21 protein-coding genes and 1 other RNA gene are annotated in these 23,712 nt (G+C 38.0%); 11 read left to right on the top strand and 11 right to left on the bottom strand.

Translation table 11 applies throughout. The features are described 5' to 3' along the window. Positions 1-6 precede the first annotated feature (6 nt). The 5 genes from DCE79_RS01200 to DCE79_RS01220 all read right to left on the bottom strand — a co-directional run bounded on the left by DCE79_RS01200 (position 7) and on the right by DCE79_RS01220 (position 6,129). A complete protein-coding gene (locus DCE79_RS01200) occupies positions 7-1,203 on the bottom strand; it encodes an ornithine--oxo-acid transaminase (RefSeq protein WP_108711325.1) in 1,197 nt (398 codons plus the stop codon). Positions 1,204-1,284: 81 nt separating this feature from the next. Next, positions 1,285-2,445, bottom strand: coding sequence for a multidrug efflux MFS transporter NorA (norA, locus tag DCE79_RS01205; protein ID WP_108711326.1), 1,161 nt, complete (start codon positions 2,443-2,445; stop codon positions 1,285-1,287). A 120-nt stretch (positions 2,446-2,565) separates the two neighbouring features. Then, the gene (locus DCE79_RS01210) at positions 2,566-3,399 is read right to left on the bottom strand and encodes a MerR family transcriptional regulator (protein ID WP_108711327.1); all 834 of its coding nucleotides are present in this window, start codon (positions 3,397-3,399) and stop codon (positions 2,566-2,568) included. Between the two features lie 108 nt (positions 3,400-3,507). Continuing rightward, complete coding sequence (locus DCE79_RS01215; RefSeq protein ID WP_108711328.1) at positions 3,508-4,692, bottom strand: YbfB/YjiJ family MFS transporter; 1,185 nt, start codon at positions 4,690-4,692, stop codon at positions 3,508-3,510. Between the two features lie 162 nt (positions 4,693-4,854). Further along, positions 4,855-6,129 (bottom strand): L-lactate MFS transporter, encoded by a 1,275-nt coding sequence (locus tag DCE79_RS01220; RefSeq protein ID WP_108711329.1) that lies wholly within the window; start codon positions 6,127-6,129, stop codon positions 4,855-4,857. Between the two features lie 816 nt (positions 6,130-6,945). Here DCE79_RS01220 and DCE79_RS01225 point away from each other — a divergent pair. The 4 genes from DCE79_RS01225 (at position 6,946) to DCE79_RS01240 (ending at position 10,634) form a co-directional block, all read left to right on the top strand. Beyond that, complete coding sequence (locus tag DCE79_RS01225) at positions 6,946-7,557, top strand: flavin reductase family protein (RefSeq protein ID WP_108711330.1); 612 nt, start codon at positions 6,946-6,948, stop codon at positions 7,555-7,557. 16 nt (positions 7,558-7,573) lie between these two features. After that, positions 7,574-8,686, top strand: coding sequence for a mandelate racemase/muconate lactonizing enzyme family protein (locus DCE79_RS01230; protein ID WP_108711331.1), 1,113 nt, complete (start codon positions 7,574-7,576; stop codon positions 8,684-8,686). Further along, a complete protein-coding gene (locus DCE79_RS01235; RefSeq protein WP_108711332.1) occupies positions 8,687-9,364 on the top strand; it encodes an N-acetyltransferase in 678 nt (225 codons plus the stop codon). It begins immediately after the preceding gene. A gap of 538 nt (positions 9,365-9,902) precedes the next feature. Further along, entirely contained in the window at positions 9,903-10,634 is a 732-nt protein-coding gene (locus DCE79_RS01240; RefSeq protein WP_108711333.1) for an SDR family NAD(P)-dependent oxidoreductase, read from the top strand. Positions 10,635-10,722: 88 nt separating this feature from the next. Here DCE79_RS01240 and DCE79_RS01245 read toward each other — a convergent pair whose 3' ends face one another. The 6 genes from DCE79_RS01245 to DCE79_RS01265 form a co-directional block, all read right to left on the bottom strand. Further along, positions 10,723-11,661, bottom strand: a complete 939-nt coding sequence (locus DCE79_RS01245) for a carbohydrate kinase family protein (RefSeq protein ID WP_108711334.1) — start codon at positions 11,659-11,661, stop codon at positions 10,723-10,725. 164 nt (positions 11,662-11,825) lie between these two features. Continuing rightward, a non-coding RNA gene (gene ssrS, locus DCE79_RS01250) (6S RNA) lies at positions 11,826-12,017 on the bottom strand. A 76-nt stretch (positions 12,018-12,093) separates the two neighbouring features. Continuing rightward, positions 12,094-12,279: a hypothetical protein gene (locus DCE79_RS01255; protein ID WP_108711335.1), complete on the bottom strand. Its 186-nt coding sequence runs from the start codon at positions 12,277-12,279 to the stop codon at positions 12,094-12,096. After that, positions 12,276-12,422 (bottom strand): hypothetical protein, encoded by a 147-nt coding sequence (locus DCE79_RS18425; protein ID WP_159083032.1) that lies wholly within the window; start codon positions 12,420-12,422, stop codon positions 12,276-12,278. The genes DCE79_RS01255 and DCE79_RS18425 overlap by 4 nt, the downstream gene beginning before the upstream one ends. A 111-nt stretch (positions 12,423-12,533) precedes the next feature. Further along, complete coding sequence (locus tag DCE79_RS01260; protein WP_199912294.1) at positions 12,534-13,178, bottom strand: YfbR-like 5'-deoxynucleotidase; 645 nt, start codon at positions 13,176-13,178, stop codon at positions 12,534-12,536. A gap of 1,916 nt (positions 13,179-15,094) precedes the next feature. After that, positions 15,095-15,283 carry a putative motility protein gene (locus DCE79_RS01265; protein ID WP_108711336.1) on the bottom strand — a complete coding sequence of 63 codons (189 nt, stop codon included), beginning with the start codon at positions 15,281-15,283 and terminating at the stop codon, positions 15,095-15,097. 326 nt (positions 15,284-15,609) lie between these two features. On the opposite strand from DCE79_RS01265, the gene DCE79_RS18890 reads away from it, so the two are divergent. The 7 genes from DCE79_RS18890 (at position 15,610) to DCE79_RS01295 (ending at position 22,560) form a co-directional block, all read left to right on the top strand. Continuing rightward, on the top strand, positions 15,610-16,404 hold the full coding sequence (locus DCE79_RS18890; RefSeq protein WP_108711337.1) for a LysM peptidoglycan-binding and 3D domain-containing protein: 795 nt from the start codon (positions 15,610-15,612) through the stop codon (positions 16,402-16,404). A 96-nt stretch (positions 16,405-16,500) separates the two neighbouring features. Then, a complete protein-coding gene (locus DCE79_RS01275) occupies positions 16,501-17,040 on the top strand; it encodes a superoxide dismutase family protein (protein WP_108711338.1) in 540 nt (179 codons plus the stop codon). A gap of 290 nt (positions 17,041-17,330) precedes the next feature. Then, the gene (locus DCE79_RS01280) at positions 17,331-18,356 is read left to right on the top strand and encodes a TAXI family TRAP transporter solute-binding subunit (protein WP_108711339.1); all 1,026 of its coding nucleotides are present in this window, start codon (positions 17,331-17,333) and stop codon (positions 18,354-18,356) included. A 105-nt stretch (positions 18,357-18,461) separates the two neighbouring features. After that, a complete protein-coding gene (locus DCE79_RS01285) occupies positions 18,462-18,968 on the top strand; it encodes a DUF1850 domain-containing protein (RefSeq protein ID WP_108711340.1) in 507 nt (168 codons plus the stop codon). Continuing rightward, positions 18,961-20,976 (top strand): TRAP transporter permease, encoded by a 2,016-nt coding sequence (locus DCE79_RS01290; RefSeq protein WP_108711341.1) that lies wholly within the window; start codon positions 18,961-18,963, stop codon positions 20,974-20,976. The genes DCE79_RS01285 and DCE79_RS01290 overlap by 8 nt, the downstream gene beginning before the upstream one ends. A gap of 180 nt (positions 20,977-21,156) precedes the next feature. Beyond that, positions 21,157-21,294, top strand: coding sequence for a hypothetical protein (locus tag DCE79_RS18580; RefSeq protein ID WP_168214725.1), 138 nt, complete (start codon positions 21,157-21,159; stop codon positions 21,292-21,294). 153 nt (positions 21,295-21,447) lie between these two features. After that, positions 21,448-22,560, top strand: a complete 1,113-nt coding sequence (locus tag DCE79_RS01295) for an amidohydrolase (protein ID WP_108711342.1) — start codon at positions 21,448-21,450, stop codon at positions 22,558-22,560. Positions 22,561-23,712: the final 1,152 nt, after the last annotated feature.

Raw genomic sequence — 23,712 nt, forward strand, 5'->3', positions numbered from 1 at the left:
CATTCTTTAGTTTTCAAATACAGCTTTAATTTGCTCAATAGCCCAGTCTAAATCTTCTTGTGAAATAATTAAAGGTGGGGCAAAGCGAATAACTGTATCATGTGTTTCCTTACATAAAAGTTTACGCTCAGCTAATTTTTCGCAATATGGACGAGCGGCTTCATGTAATTCAAGTCCAATAAATAATCCGCGGCCGCGAACTTCTTTAATGGCTGGGTGATCGATAGAAGCGAGTTGCTCTTTGAAATATTGCCCAAGCTCTAATGAACGAGCTGTTAAATTTTCTTCTTCTAATACATCTAATGCAGCGATTGACACAGCACATGCCATCGGGTTACCACCAAATGTTGAACCGTGTGAACCTGGGTTGAACACGCCAAGAATATCGTCATTGGCTACAACCGCAGAAATTGGGAATACTCCGCCACCAAGTGCTTTCCCTAAGATTAAAACGTCCGGTGTAATACCTTCCCATTCATACGCAAACAGCTTTCCTGTACGTGAAAGACCTGTTTGAATCTCATCGGCCATAAATAATACATTGTTCTCCTTACAAAGCGCATACGCTGCTTTTAAAAAGCCCTCTGGTGGGATAATGATACCTGCTTCACCTTGAATCGGTTCAACGATGAATGCGGCTGTATTTGGTGTAATCGCTGCTTTTAACGCGTCAATATCCCCGTAAGGAATTAACTCGAAGCCGGGGAGCATAGGACCAAATCCGCGCTTATATTCACTTTCCGACGATAGGGAAACTGCGCCCATCGTACGACCGTGGAAATTGCCGTTACAGCCGATAATTTTCGCCTGATCTGCTGGAATGCCTTTTACTTCATAGCCCCAACGACGAGCTGTTTTAATGGCTGTTTCAACCGCTTCCGCACCCGTATTCATCGGTAACACCATGTTTTTCCCAGTTAACTTGCTTAATTTTTCATACCATTCACCTAACGTCGCGCTATGAAATGCACGAGATGTAAGTGTAACTAAGTCTGCTTGATCTTTTAATGCTTGAATAATTTTTGGATGACGATGCCCTTGGTTTAGCGCTGAATACGCTGAAAGCATATCCATATAGCGATTTCCCTCAGGATCTGTTACCCATACCCCTTCAGCTTTTTCGATAACAATCGGCAGCGGATGATAATTATGCGCACCGAATTTTTCCGTTTGTTCGATTAACAGCTGTGATTTTGTTGTCATGATGAAATCCTCCTTATAATAAAGCCCTTTGTAACTTTTAAAACAGGAATATCAAAATACAGTAAGAAGGAACAACGAAAATTAAATCGTCGCTGGCTTCTTCCAAATTAATGTTAACAGAACACCAAATACTAACACAATAGTAGCAAAATAATAGGGGTAATTTACATCGATATCAAATAGAATACCGCCAATAATTGGACCTAAAATATTCGCTAAACTTGTAAACATTGAGTTCATCCCACCAACAAAGCCTTGTTCATTTCCCGCAATTTTTGATAGATAGCTTGTAACTGCAGGGCGGAATAGGTCAAAGCCGATGAATACGAGACAAGTCACGAGTAAAATTGAAAAATAGGCATTAACATATGTCATTAAAAATACTAAAATGGCTGATAAGGCTAAACAGTAACGAATCAATTTAATCTCGCCCCATTTTTGTGCAAGACGGTCAAATAATAAAACTTGTGCAAGCGCACCGATAATCGCACTACCTGTAATGACAATTGCAATATCTTTTGGTGTAAATCCGAATTTGTGATCAACAAATAAACTAAAGAATGATTCGAATGCCGCTAACCCGAATGATCCGACAAAAATCAAAATAAAAGCAATGAAATACATCGGTTCAAAAACTCGCTTAAAGCCAGATTGTTGTTTAGGTGCATTTTCTGCATTTTCTTCGCTACGCTCAGGTTCACGTAGTAAAAGTATCGATAAAATTGCTGCTGTAATACCAAGTGCCCCTGCAAAATAGAAGGGGACACGTGTACCAAATTCCGCTAAGAAACCACCAATACCAGGTCCGATGATGAACCCTGTACTAATGGCAGCACTCATATAGCCAAGTGCTTTTGGACGAGTTTCCATCGTTGTAATATCTGCGATAAATGCGGTAACAGCAGGCATAATAAACGCGGCACTAATCCCACCTAGAATACGAGAAATAAATAACACTTCAATCGTTTTTCCCAAACCAAATAATAGTTCAGAAAAACCGAATATGAATAATCCAAGGACAATCATAATTTTTCGTCCATATTTATCAACAGCTTTACCAGCAATTGGTGAAACGATTAATTGTGCAATAGCAAATGCCGCGGTCAAATAACCAACAACTTTACCATTAATTTGTAATTCATTCATTAATGTTGGTAATACGGGAATAACTAACCCGATGCCTAAAAATGCAATGAATAAGTTTAGTAACAGTAAGCTTAATGTTACTTTATAGTCTCTCATTATTGAATTTCCCCTCAATCTTGTACGTTAGAAAATAAATTATACATGTACTCTCTAACATAAACCCTATAGTAACTATAGAGTCAATGCATTTACCAAATTATTATTGTCATAAAGTGGCTAAAGTAGTTGCACCTTTAATTCTACGATGAATTCATCGTCTTCATTAGGTGAATAATTTTGTGGCATAAAAATTTCATAAACGACTGGCTCGGCATGTAACTGATTTTCTTCTATATAATGCTGAAGCTTTTGATACTGTAAAAAATATGAATCTCGCTCAAAAATAAACGCAATGCAAACGTAGCGTCCAGCAGGAATCGTCTGTACTTCCATGTCAGGTGTTAGGTGCGTAATATAGCGATCTGTTAAAAGTGGGGTGAAAATATGACTATAATTCAAATCGTATAGTGTAGCGTATTCTTTCAATGGATAAATGCAGCCATAACGGTTACTTAAAAAGCTATTTTCAATTTCTAATGTTTTCATTAAGGAGCTGTAATATGTATTTGGAATATAGTAGGGGGTAAGCTCCCTTGTTTTAATCGATAAAATACGAACTTCTTCTTCATATTTAGTGTATACCGTGTCCATCACATTAATCGCAAGTTGTTCTTCCATTTGTTTTTTCGTTTTAAATAAAGTTTGTTGAATATGATAAAGCTGATTAATACGCGCTTCGATGACATCTTCTTGCTGCTGTAAAAAGTCGAGCAACTCAGAAGGGGTAAATTGTTGCGCAGCTTTAATTTTATCTAAAGAGGTACCAAGGAATTTGAGTGATTTAATAATATCTAAATAATAAAGTTGAGATTCTTTATAATAGCGATAATTGGTTTTTGGATCGACATGTGAAGGCTTGAATAGACTTATTTGATCGTAATAGCGTAATGTTTGAATTGAAATATTCGTCAGTTTTGCGACCTCACCAATAGAATAATATTTTTCTTCCATAAGAACCGTAAGCTCCTTTATCTCTGAATCGTTATGACTATCGTAGCATTAAAGCATGTGTAACATAAAAAAATCACGCCACTTTTTGAGGGTGACGTGATTTTAAAATTATTGAACAGCCTCTTTTACTGCATGGGCAGTGCTTCTTTTGTTATAGGAATAGCCAAATAGTAAAATAACGAGTGCTATGGTAACGGTACTTCCTGCAAAAAGAAGAGGGGCTTTAAATGACGCAAAATGTGTTTCTAAGCGACTGGCAATAATCGGCCCAATAATTTGTCCAAGCGCATAAAATGTTGTCAGCATAGAGACAATAGAGGCACTTTGCTTCGGAAATAGCTGGCGTCCATAGCTTGTGGACATCGTAACGAGTCCAACAAATGTAAAGCCAAACAAGCATGCGGATAAAAGGACACTCCAAATACTTTGCGAGAATACCGGTAGTAAAATACCGAAAATTTGAAGTGTGTAGGCGAGCGTCATCATCGAAATCGTCGAAAATCGTGACATGAGTCTCATCCATAAAGGTGCAGAAGGGAGGGCAGCCAAGCCGACAAACACCCAACTATATCCAGCAAAATCGCGCAATGCTTCAATATTGTAAATAATATCGACTAAAAAGGTACCAGTTATGATATAGCCAAGTCCTTCTAAACCGTACGCAATGATGAGCCACGGCATAAAGCCACGCCAAATAGTCGTATCAGCAGTTTTTGGTATTTTGTCACTGTTGTGTACTTGAATAGTACGCCAAAGAAAAAGCGTTGTAAAAAAGAAAAAAAGTGAGATAAGGCTAAGTCCAAGCCACGTCCCTTGCCACGCATAACGCAGTTCAAAATAAGGAACGACAAGTCCAGAAATCGCGATACCAAGTCCGATGCCACTAAAAACGTATCCACCAAAACGCGTTAATAAATGCGCGGCTAAGTAATCCATGACAATACTCGACGTTAACACGAAAATAAAGCCACCTGTTAAACCTGCAAGAAAGCGTAATAATATCCAAATGCTATAAGAATCAATGATACCCATTAAAAAAATGGATGTAATGTTTATAAGTACATTAATAAGAAGAAATGCCTTTTTCGAAGTAAAAATAAAACCGGCGCCCAATGCACCAAGAAAGTAACCAATATAGTTACTCGAGGCAAGTAGGCCACCTTGCGTGAAGCTTAAGTTTTCATCAATGCGCATAAATGGTAAGATCGGCGTAAATGCAAAGCGACTAATGCCCATTGCAATTACTAATAAGAAAATGCCACCAAAAATAACCCCAGCATGTTGTCGATTCATCTATTTTCCCCCTGAAAAAAAGCGCTCTTTCATCCGATTGTATCATTATGGAAAATAAGAATAATAGAGTTTATTTTTGTATAGGATAGAAAAATCACCATAGACACGAACAAAAAAGCAAGCTATGCCCCTTTAACATAGCTTGCTTTCTATAAGAACCCCTTATGAATGAACCGGTGTTGCATGATCTCCCGATTGCTTTGTTTTTTCTTGATTGTGTACGTTTTGTTTTTTCATTTTGTTCACTGTTGAACGAAGTAATAATGAAATACAGAACGAAATCGCAATTAAGAAGCTGAATACATAGAACACTGGAGTGTAGCTATTTGTCGCTTCATGAATTGTTGAAACGATAATTGGACCGAAAATACCACCAAGTGACCAAGTTGTTAATAAGTACCCGTGAATTACGCCAAGTTGTTTCGTACCGAATAAATCACTCGCAAACGCTGGTAAGTTTGAGAATCCTCCACCATAGCAACTAACAACTAAGAAAATAAATAGTTGGAAGATGATGACGTTTGTTGTAAATGGTAGTGTTAAAAAGGCAATTAATTGAATCGTAAAGAAAATAACGAATACATTTGAGCGTCCAATGTAATCGGATGCAGCTGCCCAAATAAGACGACCACCACCATTAAATAGGCCCATTAAGCCGACCATTGCTGCAGCACCTGCAACCGATAAACCTACAACTTCTTGGGCCATTGGTGAAGCAACTGAAATCATCATTAAACCAGAAGTAACATTAATAAGATGTATAGCCCAAAGCATCCAAAATTGTTTTGTGCGAACCGCTTCACGTGCTGACATTTGTGCGATTTCTTGTGTCTTTACTTTGCTTGATGAGACTGCTTCTTCCACATCACCTGGTTTAGGTGGTGCGATATAAAGTGCACCAAGAATCATTAATACGAAGTAGCTAATTCCTAAAATAAAGTACGTATTATCAATTCCGACATTTTCCATTAATCTTGCGGCAACAGGTGCAGTAATTAATGCCCCTGAACCAAAGCCAAGAACGGCCATCCCTGTCGCTAACCCACGACGATTTGGGAACCATTTAACAAGTGTTGAAACAGGAGCGATATAACCAATCCCCATCCCAAGACCGCTGAGTAATCCATATGTTAACCAATATAAAACGACTGAATCCATTGCGATGGCAACCCCTGCGCCACCTTGACCTAAACCGAATAATACGGCTGCAACCATTGCTGCTTTTCGAGGTCCTAACTTTTCAACTGTACTGCCGAATAATGCTGCAGAAAAACCTGCTAAGCCCATCATAATAGTAAAGGCTATTGTAATTTGTGAAGTTTCCCATCCAAGCTCTGTTGCAATTGGATTTTTATACACGCTGTATGCATAAGCACCACCGATTGAAAGGTGGATAGCAATAGCGGATGCGGCGATTAGCCAACGATTCTTTTTCATAATATTTCCCCCTCACACAGTATAATTATCGACGATACGATAATTTTCTCTCTCAAGTAGATGTGTCAAAACTATGAACGCCTATGACAATAACTTAACATCAATTTATTATGTTATGCAAGTGAAATTTCGAAAATAAGTTATGTCGAAAAAACATATATTTCTTTCTCTGAGACAAAAAATCCTACTTGAAGTTTGATTTTTATCATAGATAAATCCGTTGAAAACGCTGTCACAGCAAGGTTTTTTGTGATTTTTCTGAGAAAATTTTTAGTATATAACAATAAAATGATAGGGATTTTAATTTATTGTGAAAACAATAAAATATTCTACTTGAATAATAAAATATTCTATTTTTTACGTAAAATCTTTTTATTTTTCTCTTTTTCTATTATCGTGTTAATACTATTTCAGCAATAATATAACAGTTATTAGTACACGATGATTAATGCTTAAAAAGCTTTATGCATTGGGAATTCAATGTTTTTAAGGGGATTAAGCAAAAAACGGTTCTGAATTTATGAAGCTCAGTAAAAAAGACGCAACTGTTTATAACAGTTTAAATAAAATGGTTATTTTGTAATTTCGATAGCAAATAATGATTAACATAGAAATATTTTTTCGTTTAGATTGTTCTAAATAGGAATAAAATTCAAATAATTTTAGGGCGATCCGTGTGTTTTTTACGAGAAATCATCCGTTTTTTTGTGTGAATAAATATGCTTGGATAAACGAAACGGTAAATTGAAGTTTTGTTTGACGGGGTGTTCAGTATTCTATAAAGTCAAAATAATGATAGAAAAAGGAGGGGTACTTATGCAACAAATTGATCCACAGCAGTTATCTGAACGAGAAAATTATAAATTTTTGATTGGGTCGATTATTCCAAGACCAATTGCTTTCATTACATCGATGTCCGAAGAGGGTGATGTCAATGCAGCGCCGTTTAGCTTCTTTAATATTGTGTCATCCAATCCGCCGATGATTTCAGTAAGTATTCAGCGAAAGAAAGGGCAAATGAAAGATACAGCGCGAAATATTCGGGCCAACAAGCAATTTGTTGTGCATATTGTCGATACGGAAAATGTTGAGAAAGTAAATGAAACAGCTGCAAATTTACCTCCAGAGGAAAGCGAAGTGGAACGCGCTAGCTTAACATTAGTAGAAAGTATGAAAATTGGTGTGCCAGGTGTGAAAGAAGCGAAAGTGCGTTTTGAATGTGAACTTGAAACAGTACTTGAACTTGGAGGAAATAATGAAAATCCAGGTTGTGACCTTATCATTGCGAAAGTAAAGTATTATCATATAGAAGAAAGTATTTATAAGGATGGTCGAATTGATCCAAATGCGTTAGCGCCAATCAGTCGTTTAGCAGGTAATGATTACGCAAAAATTGGGGAACATTTTACGATTGAACGTCCGTTATAAAATAGGAGGAACTAATATGCTACAGATTAAATCCATTGAATTATTTAATATCGAATTACCATTAATTGAACCGTTTATCGTCAGTTATGGGACATATCCGAATATGCCGTCGATTATCGTGAAAATGACGACAGCGTGCGGACTTATTGGCTGGGGTGAAGCAGTTCCAGATGAGCATGTAACCGGAGAAACATTAGAAGGCACATATGCCGTATTAAAACATACATTAGCACCAGCGATGATTGGTGAAAATCCAATGAACTTTGAAAAAATCCACTCAAAAATGGATGCACTTATTTATAGCGCACCTGCTGCAAAAGCCGCGATTGATATTGCATGCTTTGATGTTGTTGGAAAAAAATTAGGCGTACCTGCATACCAATTAACAGGTGGTCGCTACCACGAGAAATTCCCGATTACCCATGTATTAAGTATAGGGACGCCAGAAAAAATGGCCAATGAGGCAGCAGAGCGCGTTGATATGGGCTATAACTCATTTAAAATGAAGGTCGGTCGTGACGTTCAAAGTGATGTGGCACGTATTCAAGCGGTGCGCGAACGTGTTGGAAACAAAATCGCCATTCGCGTAGATGTAAACCAAGGCTGGGTAAACAGTTCAACAACGATGCAGGCAGTACGTGCATTAGAACAGTTAAACATTGATTGGCTAGAGCAACCTGTTCGTGCAGATGATATTGACGGGATGGTAGAAATTAAAGCAAAAACATCGATTCCTGTCATGATTGATGAAGGCTTACGTGGTGTGCGTGAAATGCGTGAAATTATCGCAAAACGTGCAGCGGATAAAGTGAATATTAAACTGATGAAGTGCGGTGGTATTTACCCTGCAATGAAGTTAGCACATATGGCAGAAATGGCCGGTATGGAATGTCAAATCGGTTCAATGGTTGAATCTTCTGTTGGTTCAGCTGCTGGTTTCCATGTAGCATTCTCCAACAAATCATTCACAAGTGTAGAACTAACAGGACCACTTAAATTTTCTAAAGACATCGGAAACCTTCATTATGATGTACCATTTATTCAGTTAACAGAACGCCCAGGCCTCGGTGTTGATGTGGACGAAGCAATTTTAGCTGAGTTAACACGTGAACAATGTGTGGTGCATTAAATGATTACTTCTGGATTTTTAGGGAATACGCCGTATGAAGTTTACGTACTTAATGAAACCCATATCCCTCAGCTCAAGACATTGCAACTGGAGGTTGTGAATGCATTAGAAAATAAAGCAACCTTGCAGCCACTTGATGAAGAAGAATTGAGTTTTATTTTAAACGGTAATGGTGTGATGATTGGCGTTTTTATCGAAGGAAAATTAATCGCATTCCGTGCTTTGTTAGAACCGGAAATTAATGAGGAACATTTAGGCTATGATATCGGACTAACAACAGAAGAAGAGCTAAAAAAAGTGTTATACCAAGAAATTTCAAATGTGCATCCCGATTTCCGTGGATTTGGTCTGCAGCGTACTATGGCCGATATCATCATGCAGCAAATCGATTCAACGATGTTTTCTATTGTTTGTGCAACGGTCATGCCAGGTAATATTGCCAGCTTAAAAGATAAGTTTTCACAAGGAATGTATGTCGTAAATTTAAAGTTAAAATACGGTGGGAAATTACGCTATGTCTTTATGAAGTCATTACAACAAGAAGTAAAAAAATGGTCTGAGGAAAAATTCGTCCCAATGAATGATACAGAAGGACAGCAAAAACTTTTAAAACAAGGTTTTGTAGGACTTTCGATGAAAAAAGACGATAAAGATTGGCTCGTACAATATGTAAAATAGGCACAAAAAAAGGATGTGGCAATCGTGTTTAGCGTTTTGCCACATCCTTTATCGATTTACTGGATTCCATTTTTCCTATAAACTCCTTTAACTAAATGTCATTGTCATCAAAACTGTCTAAATCGAAGAAATCACTGTCATCTTCGTATAAGTAAGATACATCATTTTCATCCGTTGTTAAGTAAGTGTAGTTTATCATTTTGTATCAGCTCCTTTTTATGATTATACAATAGTCAGAAAATTTAGTAAAGAATTAAACTTAAATAAAAAGTGAATGAAAATTCATGAAAACGCTTCATAATGGGGTTTATAGCCATTGGTTGCGTTTGCAAAATACTTGAAAGAAACCTTTTGATAGTGTTTCTATACAGGTTTTTATGCATGATTTTAGTGAGATATTAGAGGGCTTTTAATTTATATTCGAAAAGCATGTGGGTACACCGAGTTCTTATAATTCAAAGTGAATGCCAGTATTTTCTATTTAATGTTAAAATATTGTATATAAATCGATGGTTTAACTGTAAAGGAGTAGAGAATAATGCGTTTAGAAAACAAGGTAGCGATTATTACAGGTGGGGCGAGTGGGATTGGACTGGCTGCGGTAAAACGTTTTGTGGCTGAAGGGGCGAAAATTGCCATTGTTGATTATGACAAAGAAGCTGGGGGAAAAGTGGCTGCCTCTTTTGGCGAGCATGTCGCTTTTTTTGAAGTGGATGTATCGAAATTACAGCAAGTAAAACAAATGGCCGCGGATGTTTTTGAAAAGTTCGGTAAAATCGATATTTTAATTAATAATGCAGGCATTACGCGTGATGCGACGTTATTGAAGATGACTGAGGAAGATTTTGAAAAAGTCGTACAAATTAATTTGAACGGTGTATTTTATTGTACGCAGGCAGTGACACCCTATTTGATCGAGCAAAAGTGCGGAAGAATTATTAGTACGTCTTCGGTCAGTGCCGAACGTGGAAATTTTGGACAGACAAACTATACCGCAACAAAAGCAGCTATTATTGGCATGACAAAAACTTGGGCAAAAGAGCTAGGACGAAAAGGGATTACGGTCAATGCAGTGGCACCAGGGTTCATAGCAACAGAAATGGTTGAATCTGTGCCGAGTGAAATTTCAGGACTCGTACAAACTATTACAAGCATGCAGCGAATTGGCAGTCCGGATGATGTAGCAAATGCCTACTTATTTTTAGCGTCAGATGAAGCGAGTTATATTACAGGACACGTGCTTCATGTAGATGGCGGGATTATGATGTAGTGGCGGTGAAAGTGGTATAAGAATAAATCATTAAGTTAAAAACCGGGCGTGAACTATTGACATAGACTCAATGGTTCACGCCTTTTAGTTATTGTAGTTGCTCTAATGTAGGGAGTGACTCGATTGCACCTACTTTTTCGCATACTTTTGCGCCAACTCGATTCGCAAATTCAATAATGGAGACCCATTCATTGAATGAAATCATATTCTCAGGAAGTGCAGCTAGCTGATATAAAACAGCGCCAACAAATGCATCACCTGCACCTGTAGTATCAATTGCATTGACAACAACGGATGGAATCGACGTCGGCTGACCGTTGTAAATTAAAACAGTACCAGCAGCGCCACGTGTAATGGCAATTACTTTCTGCTGAAATTTTGAAAAGAATCGAATGGCCTCGTCAAAATTCTCTGTTTGTGCAAATAACAGCAATTCCTCATCGCTCATTTTAATAAAATGAGCAGCCTGTATAAACGGCTGGCATTTTTGAACAAACACCTCAGCGTTATTTTCCCAAAGGATTGCGCGGTAATTTGGATCGAATGAAATAAATTGATTTTGAAGAAGTGATTCTTGTAAAAGCTGTTCATAGGTTGTGCAAAATGGGTCTCTTAAAAGAGCAGTTGCTGAGCCAAAATGAATGATATCCATCTGCTTCATTTGCGGCAAATTAATTTCTTCCAGGCGAAGTAGTTTATCTGCGCCACGATTAAAAATAAAATCGCGTTCTCCGTCAGCCTGTCTTGAAACGAATGCTAATGTTGTCGATGATGTTAGATCGAAAATGAGCTGATCTGTATGTACACCCATTTGTTGTAACGTTTGCTTTAAAAAGTGGCCAAATGCATCGTCGCCAACCTTTCCACAAAAATACGCTTCTCCGCCTAATTTTGCAATGGTAGCAGCCACATTTGCAGGCGCACCTCCAGCCTGTTTTTCGAAAGTCATAGCTTCTATTAATGATTGCTGTTGAGCTGTTGTAAAAAAATCAATTAATAATTCACCAATACAAAAAACTTTCTGCAAAAATCATCCCTCCAATGTAATTGTTATTACAAATTGTGGCATAAATAAATTTAAATTAAAACTAATTTTGCCAATTTAACACCAACTAAGATTTCAGACACAAAAAAACACTCTCACAAAAATTGTGAGAGTGCCCATAAACCATTGCTGGTATGCGCTTTATGTAATAAGCCACATTGCCGTAGTTATTATAGTAAGTTTTAAACCACCACTCCTCAAAGTGGGTGTTCGCAAAATTTTTCCTGCCTATCCCAAGGTCAAAAGAGCTCGGGCCCGTCATTCCAAATTCGATGTAAAACTCCCTATATAAGTATAAAGGTTAAAACTTAATATTCGTACGTACAACGTAGCCTTATCGTTATAATATAACAACTTTCTGCTAAGTGCAACAAAGCTTGTTTGAAGAAAAAAGTCAACTAATTTGAAATGAAATTAATAAATATCCTCCAATGTAACTTCTTTGTTGGGTGTAAATTGTACTGTATATTTTCGTTCATAATAAATCGGTGCATAACCCTCTTTTTTGCCGTCTCGATTATCAAATTGAGCATCCCTTGTTATAAATGTATTGTCATAGATCAATTTATCTGCGTTTAATCGTATTTGAATTTCCTTCACGGTTTGTAGAAATGCTTCCTTACTTTCACCTTTAAGACATCTTGCGTCAAATCTTCGGCGATGGCGAAATTGGACGTTTTTATATAGAAGAAAGTATATAATTTCGGTTGTACTTCACGAAAAATTTGAGCTAAAGTGTCCAACTGACCTCCTCCTCCATTTCGACCTTTACTTTATAGTACCTTGGAAAATGATTTCGTTACAGAAAAGCGCAAAATAAAAAAGCCTTCCTCATTATTAGGAAGCCTTTTCGTTTATTCTTTTAGTTGTTGTAAAATATGTGCTGTTAGTTCGGCAACATCGATGACTGTCTTTTCTGCGACAACATCGGATAAAATTTCGTTACGGAAATAATCAACGCTGACCGGTAAGTTGATCAAAAGTAACTTTGAAAGTGCTGTTTCATACATATATACAAATTCCTTATCGGTATTCCCACGTTTTAGTTCTGAAAAGGATTCATAAAATTGATCGAGCTTATCGGCAAATTCTAGGAGCCTGCCTTCCAATGTGCCATCCTTACCTTCCTTCATACGGTCAAAAAAGACATCTTGTAAATCAGCGGGTATTTCTTCAATAATAAACTTTTCCATCATTTTTTCTTCAACATGTGAAAGCATTTGCTTGAGTTCAACGCTAGCATGTTTGACAGGTGTTTTAATGTCACCGATAAATACTTCTGCAAAGTCATGGTTGATGGTTTTTTCATATAAAGACTTCCAATCAATAGTACTACCAGCATGTTCTTCAAGTGTTGCGAAAAACATGGCGTATTGCGAAACCTTCCATGAATGGGCGGCTACGTTATGTTCCTCATATTTAAAGCGTCCTGGGCAACGGATGATCCGTTCGAGGTCATTTAAGCTTGTAAAAAATGTATGGATTCCGATAAAAATCACTCCTTTTATTAGATTATCTTCATTGTACGTATTGTTATACCCGAAAATTGGACTTTTAAAAAATTTAATAAAAGTTTTACATGGAAATTACCTGTAAAACTATGAGTGACAGTCAGGGCTAGGCATCTTCTAATTAAGATGTTACGAAAGTTTTTCTTGTTATGGCGTGCTGGGCGCCCAGAGTCGCAAAGATATGTTGCACATATCTGTACGATTCTTCTTTGCGTCTTGGGCTAGGCCTGCCAAATCATAGGCTAATCCATTCTACTTTTGCATGTATTCAGGGGCGGCGCTGTTGACGAGCAAAGGCGCCGTTTTTCTATAAAGCGAGTCCGTTGAATTTTGTGGGTTGAAGGGATTGTCAGAGCTTAATCATTTTCTAATAGAGAGGTTATGAAAGTGTATCGGGTTTTGGCAGGCGACCGCATATCAGCAGCAGGGTCACGTGGTACGTGTCCCTACCACTGATACTGTTGCGGTATGCTAGGCCTGCCAAATCAAAGTGTAATCCATTATGCCTTTGCATATATTCAGGGGCGGCGCTATTGACGAGCAAAGGCGCCGTTTTTCTTTAAAGCGAGTCTTTGAATTTGGTGGTCGAAGGGATTGTCAGAGCTTAATCATTTTCTAATAGAGATGTAATTAAAGTGTATCGTGTATTGTCAGGCTGGGCGCCCAGAGTCGCAAAGATATGTTGCACATATCTGTACGACTCTTCTTTGCGCCTTGGGCTAGGCCAGCCAAATCAAAGTGTAATCCATTCTACTTTTACATGTATTCAGGGGCGGCGCTGTTGGCGAGCAAAGGCGCCGTTTACTTTTAAAGGAGTCCGTTGAATTAAGTGAGAAAGGGACTGCCACAGATTCTCTTTTTATAAAGGGATGAATATACGGATAGGGTTCAATAGTTGTCAATGCCTTCATTTTCTATAATGGCAGGATCGCCTTATCTACTAAAACTCTAGATAAATGAGTTCACAGTGTTTAGATGTTAAATAAATACACTGTGATTTTACTTATTTTATAAAAAGATTCGCCTAATAAAAAGACTGGCGCCCACCACTGTAAGCGCCAGCACGTGAATATAAGTAAAAGGAAAATGGATACACCTTATATTGGCAGGTCTTTCACGAAGCACAAAGGCGAGTCGTACAGACATGTGCAACATGGCTGTGCGGCTTGCGTGCGAAGAACCTGCCAAAAATGACTACACCTGAATAACCTCTTCATTAGAAGACCGTAAGAGGCTTTGTGAATGTGTGCTGCGCCCGCCCAAACGAAACACCCGAATACTCCTATAACAAAGGATGGATTCACTATGCTAATACCTACTTATAAAAGGATTCGCCTAATAAAAAGACTGGCGCCTACCACTGTAAGCGCCAGTACGTGAATATAAGTAAAAGGAAAATGGAACACCTTATATTGGCAGGTCTTTCACGAAGCACAAAGGCGAGTCGTACAGACATGTGCAACATGGCTGTGCGGCTTGCGTGCGAAGAACCTGCCAAATGACTATGCCTGAATAACCGCTTTAATAAAGGATGAATTCACTGTGATTTCCCTGATTTTATAAAAAGATTTGCCTAATAAACCAACTGGCGCCTTGCCCCGCATAGCGCCAACACGTGAATACAAGTAAAGGGAACATGGATACACCAAGTATTGGCGGGTCTTTCACGAAGCACAAAGGCGAGTCGCACAGTCATGTGCAACATGGCTGTGCGGCTTGCGTGCGAAGAACCCGCCAAATGACTACGCTTGAATCAACTCTAAATTAGAAGAACCATTCAGATTGAAAATAGCTTAACTAACCTTTTAAAAGGGACTCGCTAAATACCACTTTATTAGAAGACATAAAATCCTATAACTCATTAGAAAAAGACGTTCACATTTTCATGTGAGCGTCTTTTCGTTTTACGCTTGGATGTCAATTACTTGTCCTTTGTAAGGGTGGGCGGCTGGTGCGGCTTGTTGTTCAGGTAATTGTTCCATCATTTCAACCACTCCTGCTGCGCCAGTATTCATTGCTCTGTCTAAAATACTCATTTGCAATGTCTGTTGAAGCGATGCAAGTTGAGCGGACATCATAGCATTAATTTCCATTATTATCGCCTCCTTTCCTTTTATATCGACCGCTTATATTAATATTCATTCAGCATTTTGACTTATTGTAATGAATGCGAAACCTATTTTCCATTATATTTAATTCGAAATGGTATATTACCGCTTAAAATGATGCTTTTTAATAAAATCAATTGGATAAATACAATAATTATCCATAAATTTTGCAATGAGCTTGTAATGTATACCACATGGAGCTGTCACGAAACTGCAATATAGGTGCGGTAAAGTGGGAACAGAGTTTAAAAAGGTGTCGATTTGATTGCGTCCAATAGATTTGATTTAGTAGAAATCGGAGGAAATAGAAATTGAAAAACAAAAAGATTTTAGCATTTACAACAGCATTATCATTAACTGCAGGGGCATTTGTTGCGACAAATAGCGCATCAGCAGAGGAATATACAATCCAACCAGGGGATTCACTTTACACAATTAGTCAGCAATTTGATACGACAATAGAATCTTTAATGGAAGTAAACCATTTAACAAGCGATTTAATCTATGCAAACGAAACATTAGAAGTGAGTTCAAATGGTAAAGTTTATATCATTGAATCAGGAGATTCATTATTTAAAATTGCCGCTGCACATGGTGTAACAGTAGCGCAATTACAGGCATGGAATGGATTGAATTCAGATTTGATTTATGCAGGTGAGAAATTATCGGTGTCAGGTCCATTAAAGGGAGTAACAGTGGCAACACAAGCGAAAACACAAGTTGCATCACAAAAACAACAAGCAACTAGCACTCCAACAGTAGCGTCAGTTACACCAGTACAATCGACACAAGCTCAAAGTGCGCCAAGTAATGTTGCACGCACGATGACAGTAGAAGCGACAGCTTATACAGCAAATTGTAACGGATGTTCGGGTGTTACAGCGAATGGCACAAATTTACGTGCCAATCCTAATTCAAAAGTGATCGCAGTTGATCCAAGTGTTATTCCACTAGGTACAAAAGTTTGGGTAGATGGCTATGGTGAGGCAATTGCCGCAGATACGGGAGGCGCGATTAAAGGAAATCGAATTGATGTCTTTATTTCTGACGAAGCAGGTGCAAACAATTGGGGTCGTCGCACGGTAACGATTAAAATTTTAAACTAATACGAGTTAGGTCATCCGCTCAGTTTTTACTGGGCGGTTTTTTTGTTGAATAATTTCACCCCCTCGTTGGAAATACTAATGACGAGGAGGAAAACAATGCGAATAATTTATGTAATAGCTTTTGGTTTATTGCTAAGTGGATGCAGTTTATTTCAAAAAGAGGCGGTTCCAGTCAATGCACCGGAAGCGTTAACTGCTAAGGCACTTTTATATGATACGAATGAAGAACTAATTGGGGAAGTTACATTTAAAGAAATGGAGAAAGGCTTGGAATTATCGATGATTGCCAATAGTTTATCTCCTGGTGTACATGGTATTCATATCCATGAGGTTGGTAAATGTGAAGCGCCGAGTTTTGAATCGGCTAAGGCTCATTTTAATCCTACACATAAGCAGCATGGGATTGAAAATCCTTTAGGACCACATGCTGGAGATTTACCGAATATTACAGTTGACCAAGAAGGGGAAGTACAGCTGAATTTTATTACGGCGGATTTCACCTTGAAAAAAGGTGAGGAAAATTCAATTTTCGATGAAGATGGCAGTTCAGTTATTATTCATGAAAAAGCAGATGATTATAAAACAGATCCATCAGGAAATTCAGGTGCGAGAATTGCGTGTGGTGTCATCAAATAAAACTGTGTCGTAACTTCGACGCAGTTTTTTATTTTGTTTAAAATAATAAAGGATATTAATATATCGAAAAAGTATTTTCATACACTTCTTTGCATTATAAGATATATTGTAAAAGTTCATTTAAATTACCTTTTATTGTAAACTAGATATTAGTTGTTTTTTATAGTGTATTTTTGATTTTAATAGAATATTATTCTTTTTTAATTTTATATAAAATATAATATTAATTGACTTTAGAATATTTATACATGTAAAATAAATCCATACTGAAGTATAAAGGGGGAAATTTTATGTTCAAAACTAAGAATATGCTTTTTGTATTACTTATTAGTGCATTAATGCTAGTTTTAGCGGCTTGTGGTAGCGATGATGATTCATCAACATCTTCTGACGGAGGTACAACGACTACGACTGATAAAGATTCAGGTTCTGAAGCAACAGCTGATTTTGGTGATGTTAAGTTCTTAAGTATTTTAACAGGGGGAACTCAAGGTACTTACTATCCATTAGGCGGAACATTTGCAGATTTAATTACAACTGATACTGGAGTTAAAACAACAGCAGAAGTTTCACAAGCTTCTGCAGCCAATATGACTGCATTAGCAGCAGGTGAAGGGGAAGTAGCCTTCGTTCAAACAGATATCGCCTATTATGCAACACAAGGTACGTTAATGTTTGAAGGTCAAAAAATGGATTCTGTTGTAGCGTTAGGTGCGTTATATCCAGAAACAATTCAATTAGTAACATTAGCAGATTCAGGTATTAAATCATTTGCTGATTTAAAAGGTAAAAGAGTTTCTGTAGGTGCACCAGGTTCTGGTACTTACGCAAACGCGGAACAATTATTAGAAATTCACGGTTTAACAATGGATGATATTAAAGCACAAAATTTAGACTTCGGTGAATCTACTGATGGTATTCAATCAGGTCAAATCGATGCAGCCTTCATTACGGCTGGATATCCAACTGGTGCTGTAGAAGCTTTAAATGCAACAAATGGCGTATACATCGTGCCGGTTGAAGCAGACAAAGCTGCTGAGTTAATCGCGAAATATCCTTACTATGCTGTAGATAAAATTCCATCAGGCACATATGGTTTAGAATCAGATGTTCCAGCAGTATCAGTAGGTGCGATGTTAGCAGTTAAGAAAGACCTTCCAGAAGATTTAGTGTATGCCATGACAAAAGCAATCTATGACAACACAGACAAAATCGGCCACGCAAAAGGTGCATTCATTAAAGCTGAGACAGGCTTAGATGGCATTGGTATTGATGTACACCCGGGTGCACAAAAGTACTTTGACGAAGTGAAGTAGTAACAAAAAGCGAAGGCCTCTGTTGCAAAATGCTTCAGAGGCCTTTTCTGTATATGAAGGGTAGCATATAGGTAGCCAAAAGTTTGATTTTAAACGGGGGATCGTATGAAAAAGTGGTTTGTTGTGATCCTTGTGTTATTAGGTGTTCTCGTTTGTTTTATTCCGTTAGAACGTAGCATAACCTTTACGGAGACGAGAGTAGAAAAACCAACATTGTATTTCTCACCGTTAAAAAAAGAGCCGAATTTTCAAATCATCTTTACACATTCGATTCATTTAACGGATGTAAAAGAGAGTTATCAAGTGCTTCCATCAAATGAATTTCAATTGTTAGCAATGGAATATTCGGACGTGGCGATAGGTATGCCTAGTTACGCGGAAGAAGGACAAACACTACACTATGAAAATGGTGTATATACGTTGCGTTATGACAATGCGAAATTAAAAGATTTTGTGTTACATATAGGTGATGTCGATTATAAATTGGAACTTCACCATAAGGGGAAAATCCTCCCGTTAAAAGAGCATTTAATACGAGGAAAATCGTATGTAGTAAAGGTAGAAAAAATGTCGCTCTACGACAAAATGAAAGGGGTCGAATTGGATGACTGAAAAAAAGGAAACAGTGAATGTGGAAGAATTGCATGAAACTCTGACACAAGAACAGCAACAGGAACTTTTAGAGAAATTTGATATTGAATCAAATCAACGTAACCCGCAAAACTTCATGAAATATGTCATTTACTTTGGGTTACTAGCATTTACATTATTTCAAATGTATACAGCAATTTTTGGACAATTTCCAGCTCAAATTCAACGAACAGTCCACTTAGGGTTTGCTCTGACTTTCGTATTTTTATTATTCCCAGCAGCCCGTAAAGTTTCGAAAAGATCGATTCCATTTTATGATTATATTTTAGCGGTTATTGCAATTTTTGTAGGAAGTTATTGGGTACTTAATTATGATCGTTTAGTTCAAAGTTTAGGGAAATTAGAAACATTAGACTTTTTTGTTGGACTCCTCGCAATTATTCTAGTTCTAGAAGCAGCGCGTCGTGCGGTAGGTTTACCAATTGCGATTATTGCTGGGGTATTTTTACTTTACGCATTCTTTGGTCCTTACATGCCAGACTTTATGGCACACCGTGGTCAAAGTTTAGATAGTATTGTGAATTTAATGTACTTCTCAACGGATGGTATTTTAGGAACGCCTTTAGCAGTATCGTCAACATTTATCTTTGCATTCCTATTATTTGGAGCATTCCTTGTTAAAACAGGTGTTGGGGAATATTTCAATGATTTAGCAATTTCAATCGCAGGTAAGTTAGTCGGTGGACCTGCGAAAGTAGCAATTTTCTCGTCTGCCTTACAAGGAACAATCTCAGGAAGTTCAGTAGCGAATGTAGTTACTTCAGGATCTTATACGATACCAATGATGAAACGACTTGGTTACAATAAAAACTTCGCTGGGGCAGTAGAAGCAGCAGCATCAACAGGTGGTCAGTTAATGCCACCAATCATGGGTGCGGCAGCCTTTTTAATGGTAGAATTCATTGGACGCGGTATTACATATTGGGATATCGCCAAAGCTGCTGCAATTCCAGCTTTACTGTACTTTACAGGAATTTGGATTATGACGCATTTTGAAGCAAAACGTTTAGGCCTACGTGGTTTAACGGATGAAGAAATGCCAGATCGTTCACAGGTATTTAAAAAGATTTATTTATTAATTCCAATTGTTTTAATCATCGTAATCATGATGATGGGTGTACCGGTTATTCACTCAGCGCTTTATGGTATTTTAGCGTGTATTATTGTTGGGATTATCAATCCAGATGTAAAATTTGGTTTCAAAGAAATTATTGATTCGATGGTAGAAGGCGCACGTTCAGCATTAGCGGTAGCTGCAGCAACTGCATGTGCTGGTATTATCGTAGGGGTAGTTGTTAAAACTGGTTTAGGTTTATCATTAGCGAATAGCTTAGTTAAACTAGCAGGTGGTAGCATCATTATTACATTATTCTTCGTAATGATTGCATCGCTTATTTTAGGAATGGGCGCACCGACAACAGCAAACTATGTTATTACGTCAACAATTGCGGCACCAGCGATTATAGCGTTACTTGCACCAGATGTAGCAGCAAGTGCAGCACCGATTATCGTTGTATTATCTGCACACTTCTTCGTATTCTATTTCGGGATTATTGCAGATATAACGCCACCAGTTGCGCTCGCTGCATTTGCTGCCTCTGGTATTTCAGGCGGAGACCCGATTCGGACAGGTGTTAACTCAGCGAAGTTAGCGATTGCGGCATTCATTATTCCTTATATGATTGTATTCTCGCCAGCGTTACTGATGATTGACGTAACAATTGGGCAAATTATATGGGTAGTCTTTACGGCAATTTTGGGTATGCTTGCGATTGGTGCAGGGGTTATCGGCTTCTGGTACCGTCGAGTAAACTGGATCGAGCGCTTAGTATTAATTGGTGCTGGTTTAGCAATGATTTACCCAGAGTCACTTTCAGATACACTTGGTATAATCGTATTTGCGGGGATGTTCGTATTCCAATTGATGACAAAAGACAAAAGTAATGACTCAAAAGTGGCCATTTCTTAATTGATTATGTAAAAGACGGAAAACTTCTTAACGGAACGTTTTTCGTCTTTTTATATTGTTCTAAAAATGAGATGAGTTATATATCTTTTATGCATAAGTGATATATATACATTGCATCTAATTTAAAATCCTTGTATTATAAAAATAATTAAAAATTCTGAATATTAAGGAGGGATGCAAATGACATCAATTTTAAAATCGACGATGGCAACGTATTTATTGGATGAAGAGGTAGAGTTTGAAATGTTGGAGCAATTGGAAACGCAAGAAGTAGAACAGCGTACTCAATATCCAGAAGGTTTCTTTTCAAGCTTATAAGGAGAATGAGGATGAATTGTATAATGTTGGAAGCGGCGTAACTCTAATCGAATCATTAGAGCTTATGTCGCTTTTGTTTTGGGCAACTATTATGATGAAAGATTCATTTATACTGTATACTATAAGTATCAAAAAATAGTCGAGGTGCGTTACATGCTAGTGGTTAAATCAATGGAAGAAATGGTTTATGAATGGTTCCATCATTTTCATGCGAATCCAGAAGTGAGCTGGAAAGAAGTAAATACAACAGAAAAATTAGCTCAAATTTTAGATAGTCTGCAAGTTCGTTATTCACGTTTTGAAGGAATAACAGGGCTTGTAGCGGAAATAGGCGAGGGGAAAGAAGTCATTGCGGTACGTGCGGATATAGATGCATTGTGGCAAGAAGTAGACGGCGTCATGCAAGCGAATCATTCATGTGGTCATGACGCAAACATGTCCATGGTTTTAGGAGCGCTTGTTGCATTAAAAGATCAGGAATTAAATAAGCGTATTCGCTTTATTTTCCAACCGGCAGAAGAAACGGGTGGCGGTGCGCTCTCAATGATTGAACGTGGGGTTATGCAAGAAGTAACACACTTATACGGCGTACATTTACGTCCTATCGAAGAACTACCACTTGGCAAAATTGCACCAGCCATATACCATGGTGCCGCCGCATTTTTATCGGGAACCCTAACTGGTGTTGATGCACATGGTGCGCGTCCACATCAAGGAAATAATGCAATTGATGTTGTTGTAGCCATTCAACAAATGTTAAAAAATATTTACATTAATCCATTTGACGTGTACTCAGCGAAACTAACGAAAATCGTTGCAGATGGAGGGAGCGTTAATATTATTCCAGGTAATGCAAGCTTTTCAATTGATGTACGTGCGCAAAAAAATGATGTACTTATGCAAGTACAACAAGTGATTGATAAAGGGTTAAAGCAAATTGGAGATATGTTTGAAATCGAGGTTGCTTGGCAATGGGTCGATATTACACCAGGTGCAGAAGTGTCAAAAGAAGCACTTCAAGTCGCAGGACGTTCCATTGTTGAATCTTTAGGCAAATCGTATTTAGCACCAGCTGTTGTGACAGCAGGTAGTGACGACTTCCATTTCTATACGATTAAAAATCCAAATCTAAAAGCAGCGATGATTGGTGTAGGGGCGAATTTAGCTCCTGGCTTACATCATCCAAAAATGACATTCGATCAAAAGGCTTTAATCGACGGCGCCAAAGTAGTTGCCATGACATTGAAGAATATGGCCAGTAAATAACATACAAACGATGTTGCACATATAAGTGTGGCATCGTTTTTTTAGTTGTGTACGTTTTTATAGGTGGGGAAAAGGGATTGTCAGAGTTAGTCGTTTTTAATATAGGGTTTATGAAAGTGTATTGAGTTTTGGCAGGCTGGGCGCCCAGAGTCGCAAAGATATGTTGCACATATCTGTACGACTCTTCTTTGCGCCTTGGACTAGGCCTGCCAATCACAGTATGGTCCATTGAATGTCTTTAAAAAAGGTAAGGCGCTGTTGCAAGCAAAGGCGCCGTTTGTTTAATAAAGCAATCCATTACATTTGGTGAAGAAAAGGGATTGTCAGAGTTAGTCGTTTTTTAATATAGGGTTTATGAAAGTGTATCGAGTTTTGGCGGGCTGGGCGCCCAGAGTCGCAAAGATATGTTGCACATATCTGTACGACTCTTCTTTGCGCCTTGGACTAGGCCTGCCAATCACAGTATGGTCCATTGAATGTCTTAAAAAAAGGTAAGGCGCTGTTGCAAGCAAAGGCGCCGTTTGTTTAATAAAGCAATCCATTACATTTGGTGAAGAAAAGGGATTGTCAGAGCTAGTCGTTTTTTAATATAGGGTTTATGAAAGTGTATCGAGTTTTGGCAGGCTGGGCGCCCAGAGTCGCAAAGATATGTTGCACATATCTGTACGACTCTTCTTTGCGCCTTGGACTAGGCCTGCCAATCACAGCATGGTCCATTGAATGTCTTTAAAAAAGGTAAGGCGCTGTTGCAAGCAAAGGCGCCATTCTTGTAATAAAGTGAATCCATTAGATTTGGTGAGAAAACAGGCGCCTTGCGTTAGCACAGCGCCTTTCCGTCTTTAAAAAATTTAGATACACCTTGTATGGGCGGGCTTTACACACAGCACAAAGAACATTTACAGAGTCTCTTGCAAAGAGGCTTTGTGAATGTGTGCTCCGCCTGCCAAATGACTACACCGATTTCTACTTTATTATAAGAAAGGATTACCTCAACAATATCTTTTCAAACCGTATAAAAATGATTCACCTTTAGGAATACCGGCGCCTTGCGTTAGCATAGCGCCTTACTGTATTAAAAAAGTATGAAAAGACACACTTTATATGGGCGGGCCTTACACAAAGCACGAAGAAAAGTCGCATAGATACGTGCAA

It is taken from the genome of Lysinibacillus sp. 2017, from assembly GCF_003073375.1.
In the GTDB taxonomy this organism is placed as follows: Bacteria; Bacillota; Bacilli; order Bacillales_A; family Planococcaceae; genus Solibacillus.

Coding starts and splice junctions, on each gene's coding strand:
- DCE79_RS01200 (WP_108711325.1), bottom strand. CDS start 1,203: ATGACAACAAAATCACAGCTGTTAATCGAACAAACGGAAAAATTCGGT.
- norA (WP_108711326.1), bottom strand. CDS start 2,445: ATGAGAGACTATAAAGTAACATTAAGCTTACTGTTACTAAACTTATTC.
- DCE79_RS01210 (WP_108711327.1), bottom strand. CDS start 3,399: ATGGAAGAAAAATATTATTCTATTGGTGAGGTCGCAAAACTGACGAAT.
- DCE79_RS01215 (WP_108711328.1), bottom strand. CDS start 4,692: ATGAATCGACAACATGCTGGGGTTATTTTTGGTGGCATTTTCTTATTA.
- DCE79_RS01220 (WP_108711329.1), bottom strand. CDS start 6,129: ATGAAAAAGAATCGTTGGCTAATCGCCGCATCCGCTATTGCTATCCAC.
- DCE79_RS01225 (WP_108711330.1), top strand. CDS start 6,946: ATGCAACAAATTGATCCACAGCAGTTATCTGAACGAGAAAATTATAAA.
- DCE79_RS01230 (WP_108711331.1), top strand. CDS start 7,574: ATGCTACAGATTAAATCCATTGAATTATTTAATATCGAATTACCATTA.
- DCE79_RS01235 (WP_108711332.1), top strand. CDS start 8,687: ATGATTACTTCTGGATTTTTAGGGAATACGCCGTATGAAGTTTACGTA.
- DCE79_RS01240 (WP_108711333.1), top strand. CDS start 9,903: ATGCGTTTAGAAAACAAGGTAGCGATTATTACAGGTGGGGCGAGTGGG.
- DCE79_RS01265 (WP_108711336.1), bottom strand. CDS start 15,283: ATGGAAATTAATGCTATGATGTCCGCTCAACTTGCATCGCTTCAACAG.
- DCE79_RS01275 (WP_108711338.1), top strand. CDS start 16,501: ATGCGAATAATTTATGTAATAGCTTTTGGTTTATTGCTAAGTGGATGC.
- DCE79_RS01280 (WP_108711339.1), top strand. CDS start 17,331: ATGTTCAAAACTAAGAATATGCTTTTTGTATTACTTATTAGTGCATTA.
- DCE79_RS01285 (WP_108711340.1), top strand. CDS start 18,462: ATGAAAAAGTGGTTTGTTGTGATCCTTGTGTTATTAGGTGTTCTCGTT.
- DCE79_RS01290 (WP_108711341.1), top strand. CDS start 18,961: ATGACTGAAAAAAAGGAAACAGTGAATGTGGAAGAATTGCATGAAACT.
- DCE79_RS18580 (WP_168214725.1), top strand. CDS start 21,157: ATGACATCAATTTTAAAATCGACGATGGCAACGTATTTATTGGATGAA.
- DCE79_RS01295 (WP_108711342.1), top strand. CDS start 21,448: ATGCTAGTGGTTAAATCAATGGAAGAAATGGTTTATGAATGGTTCCAT.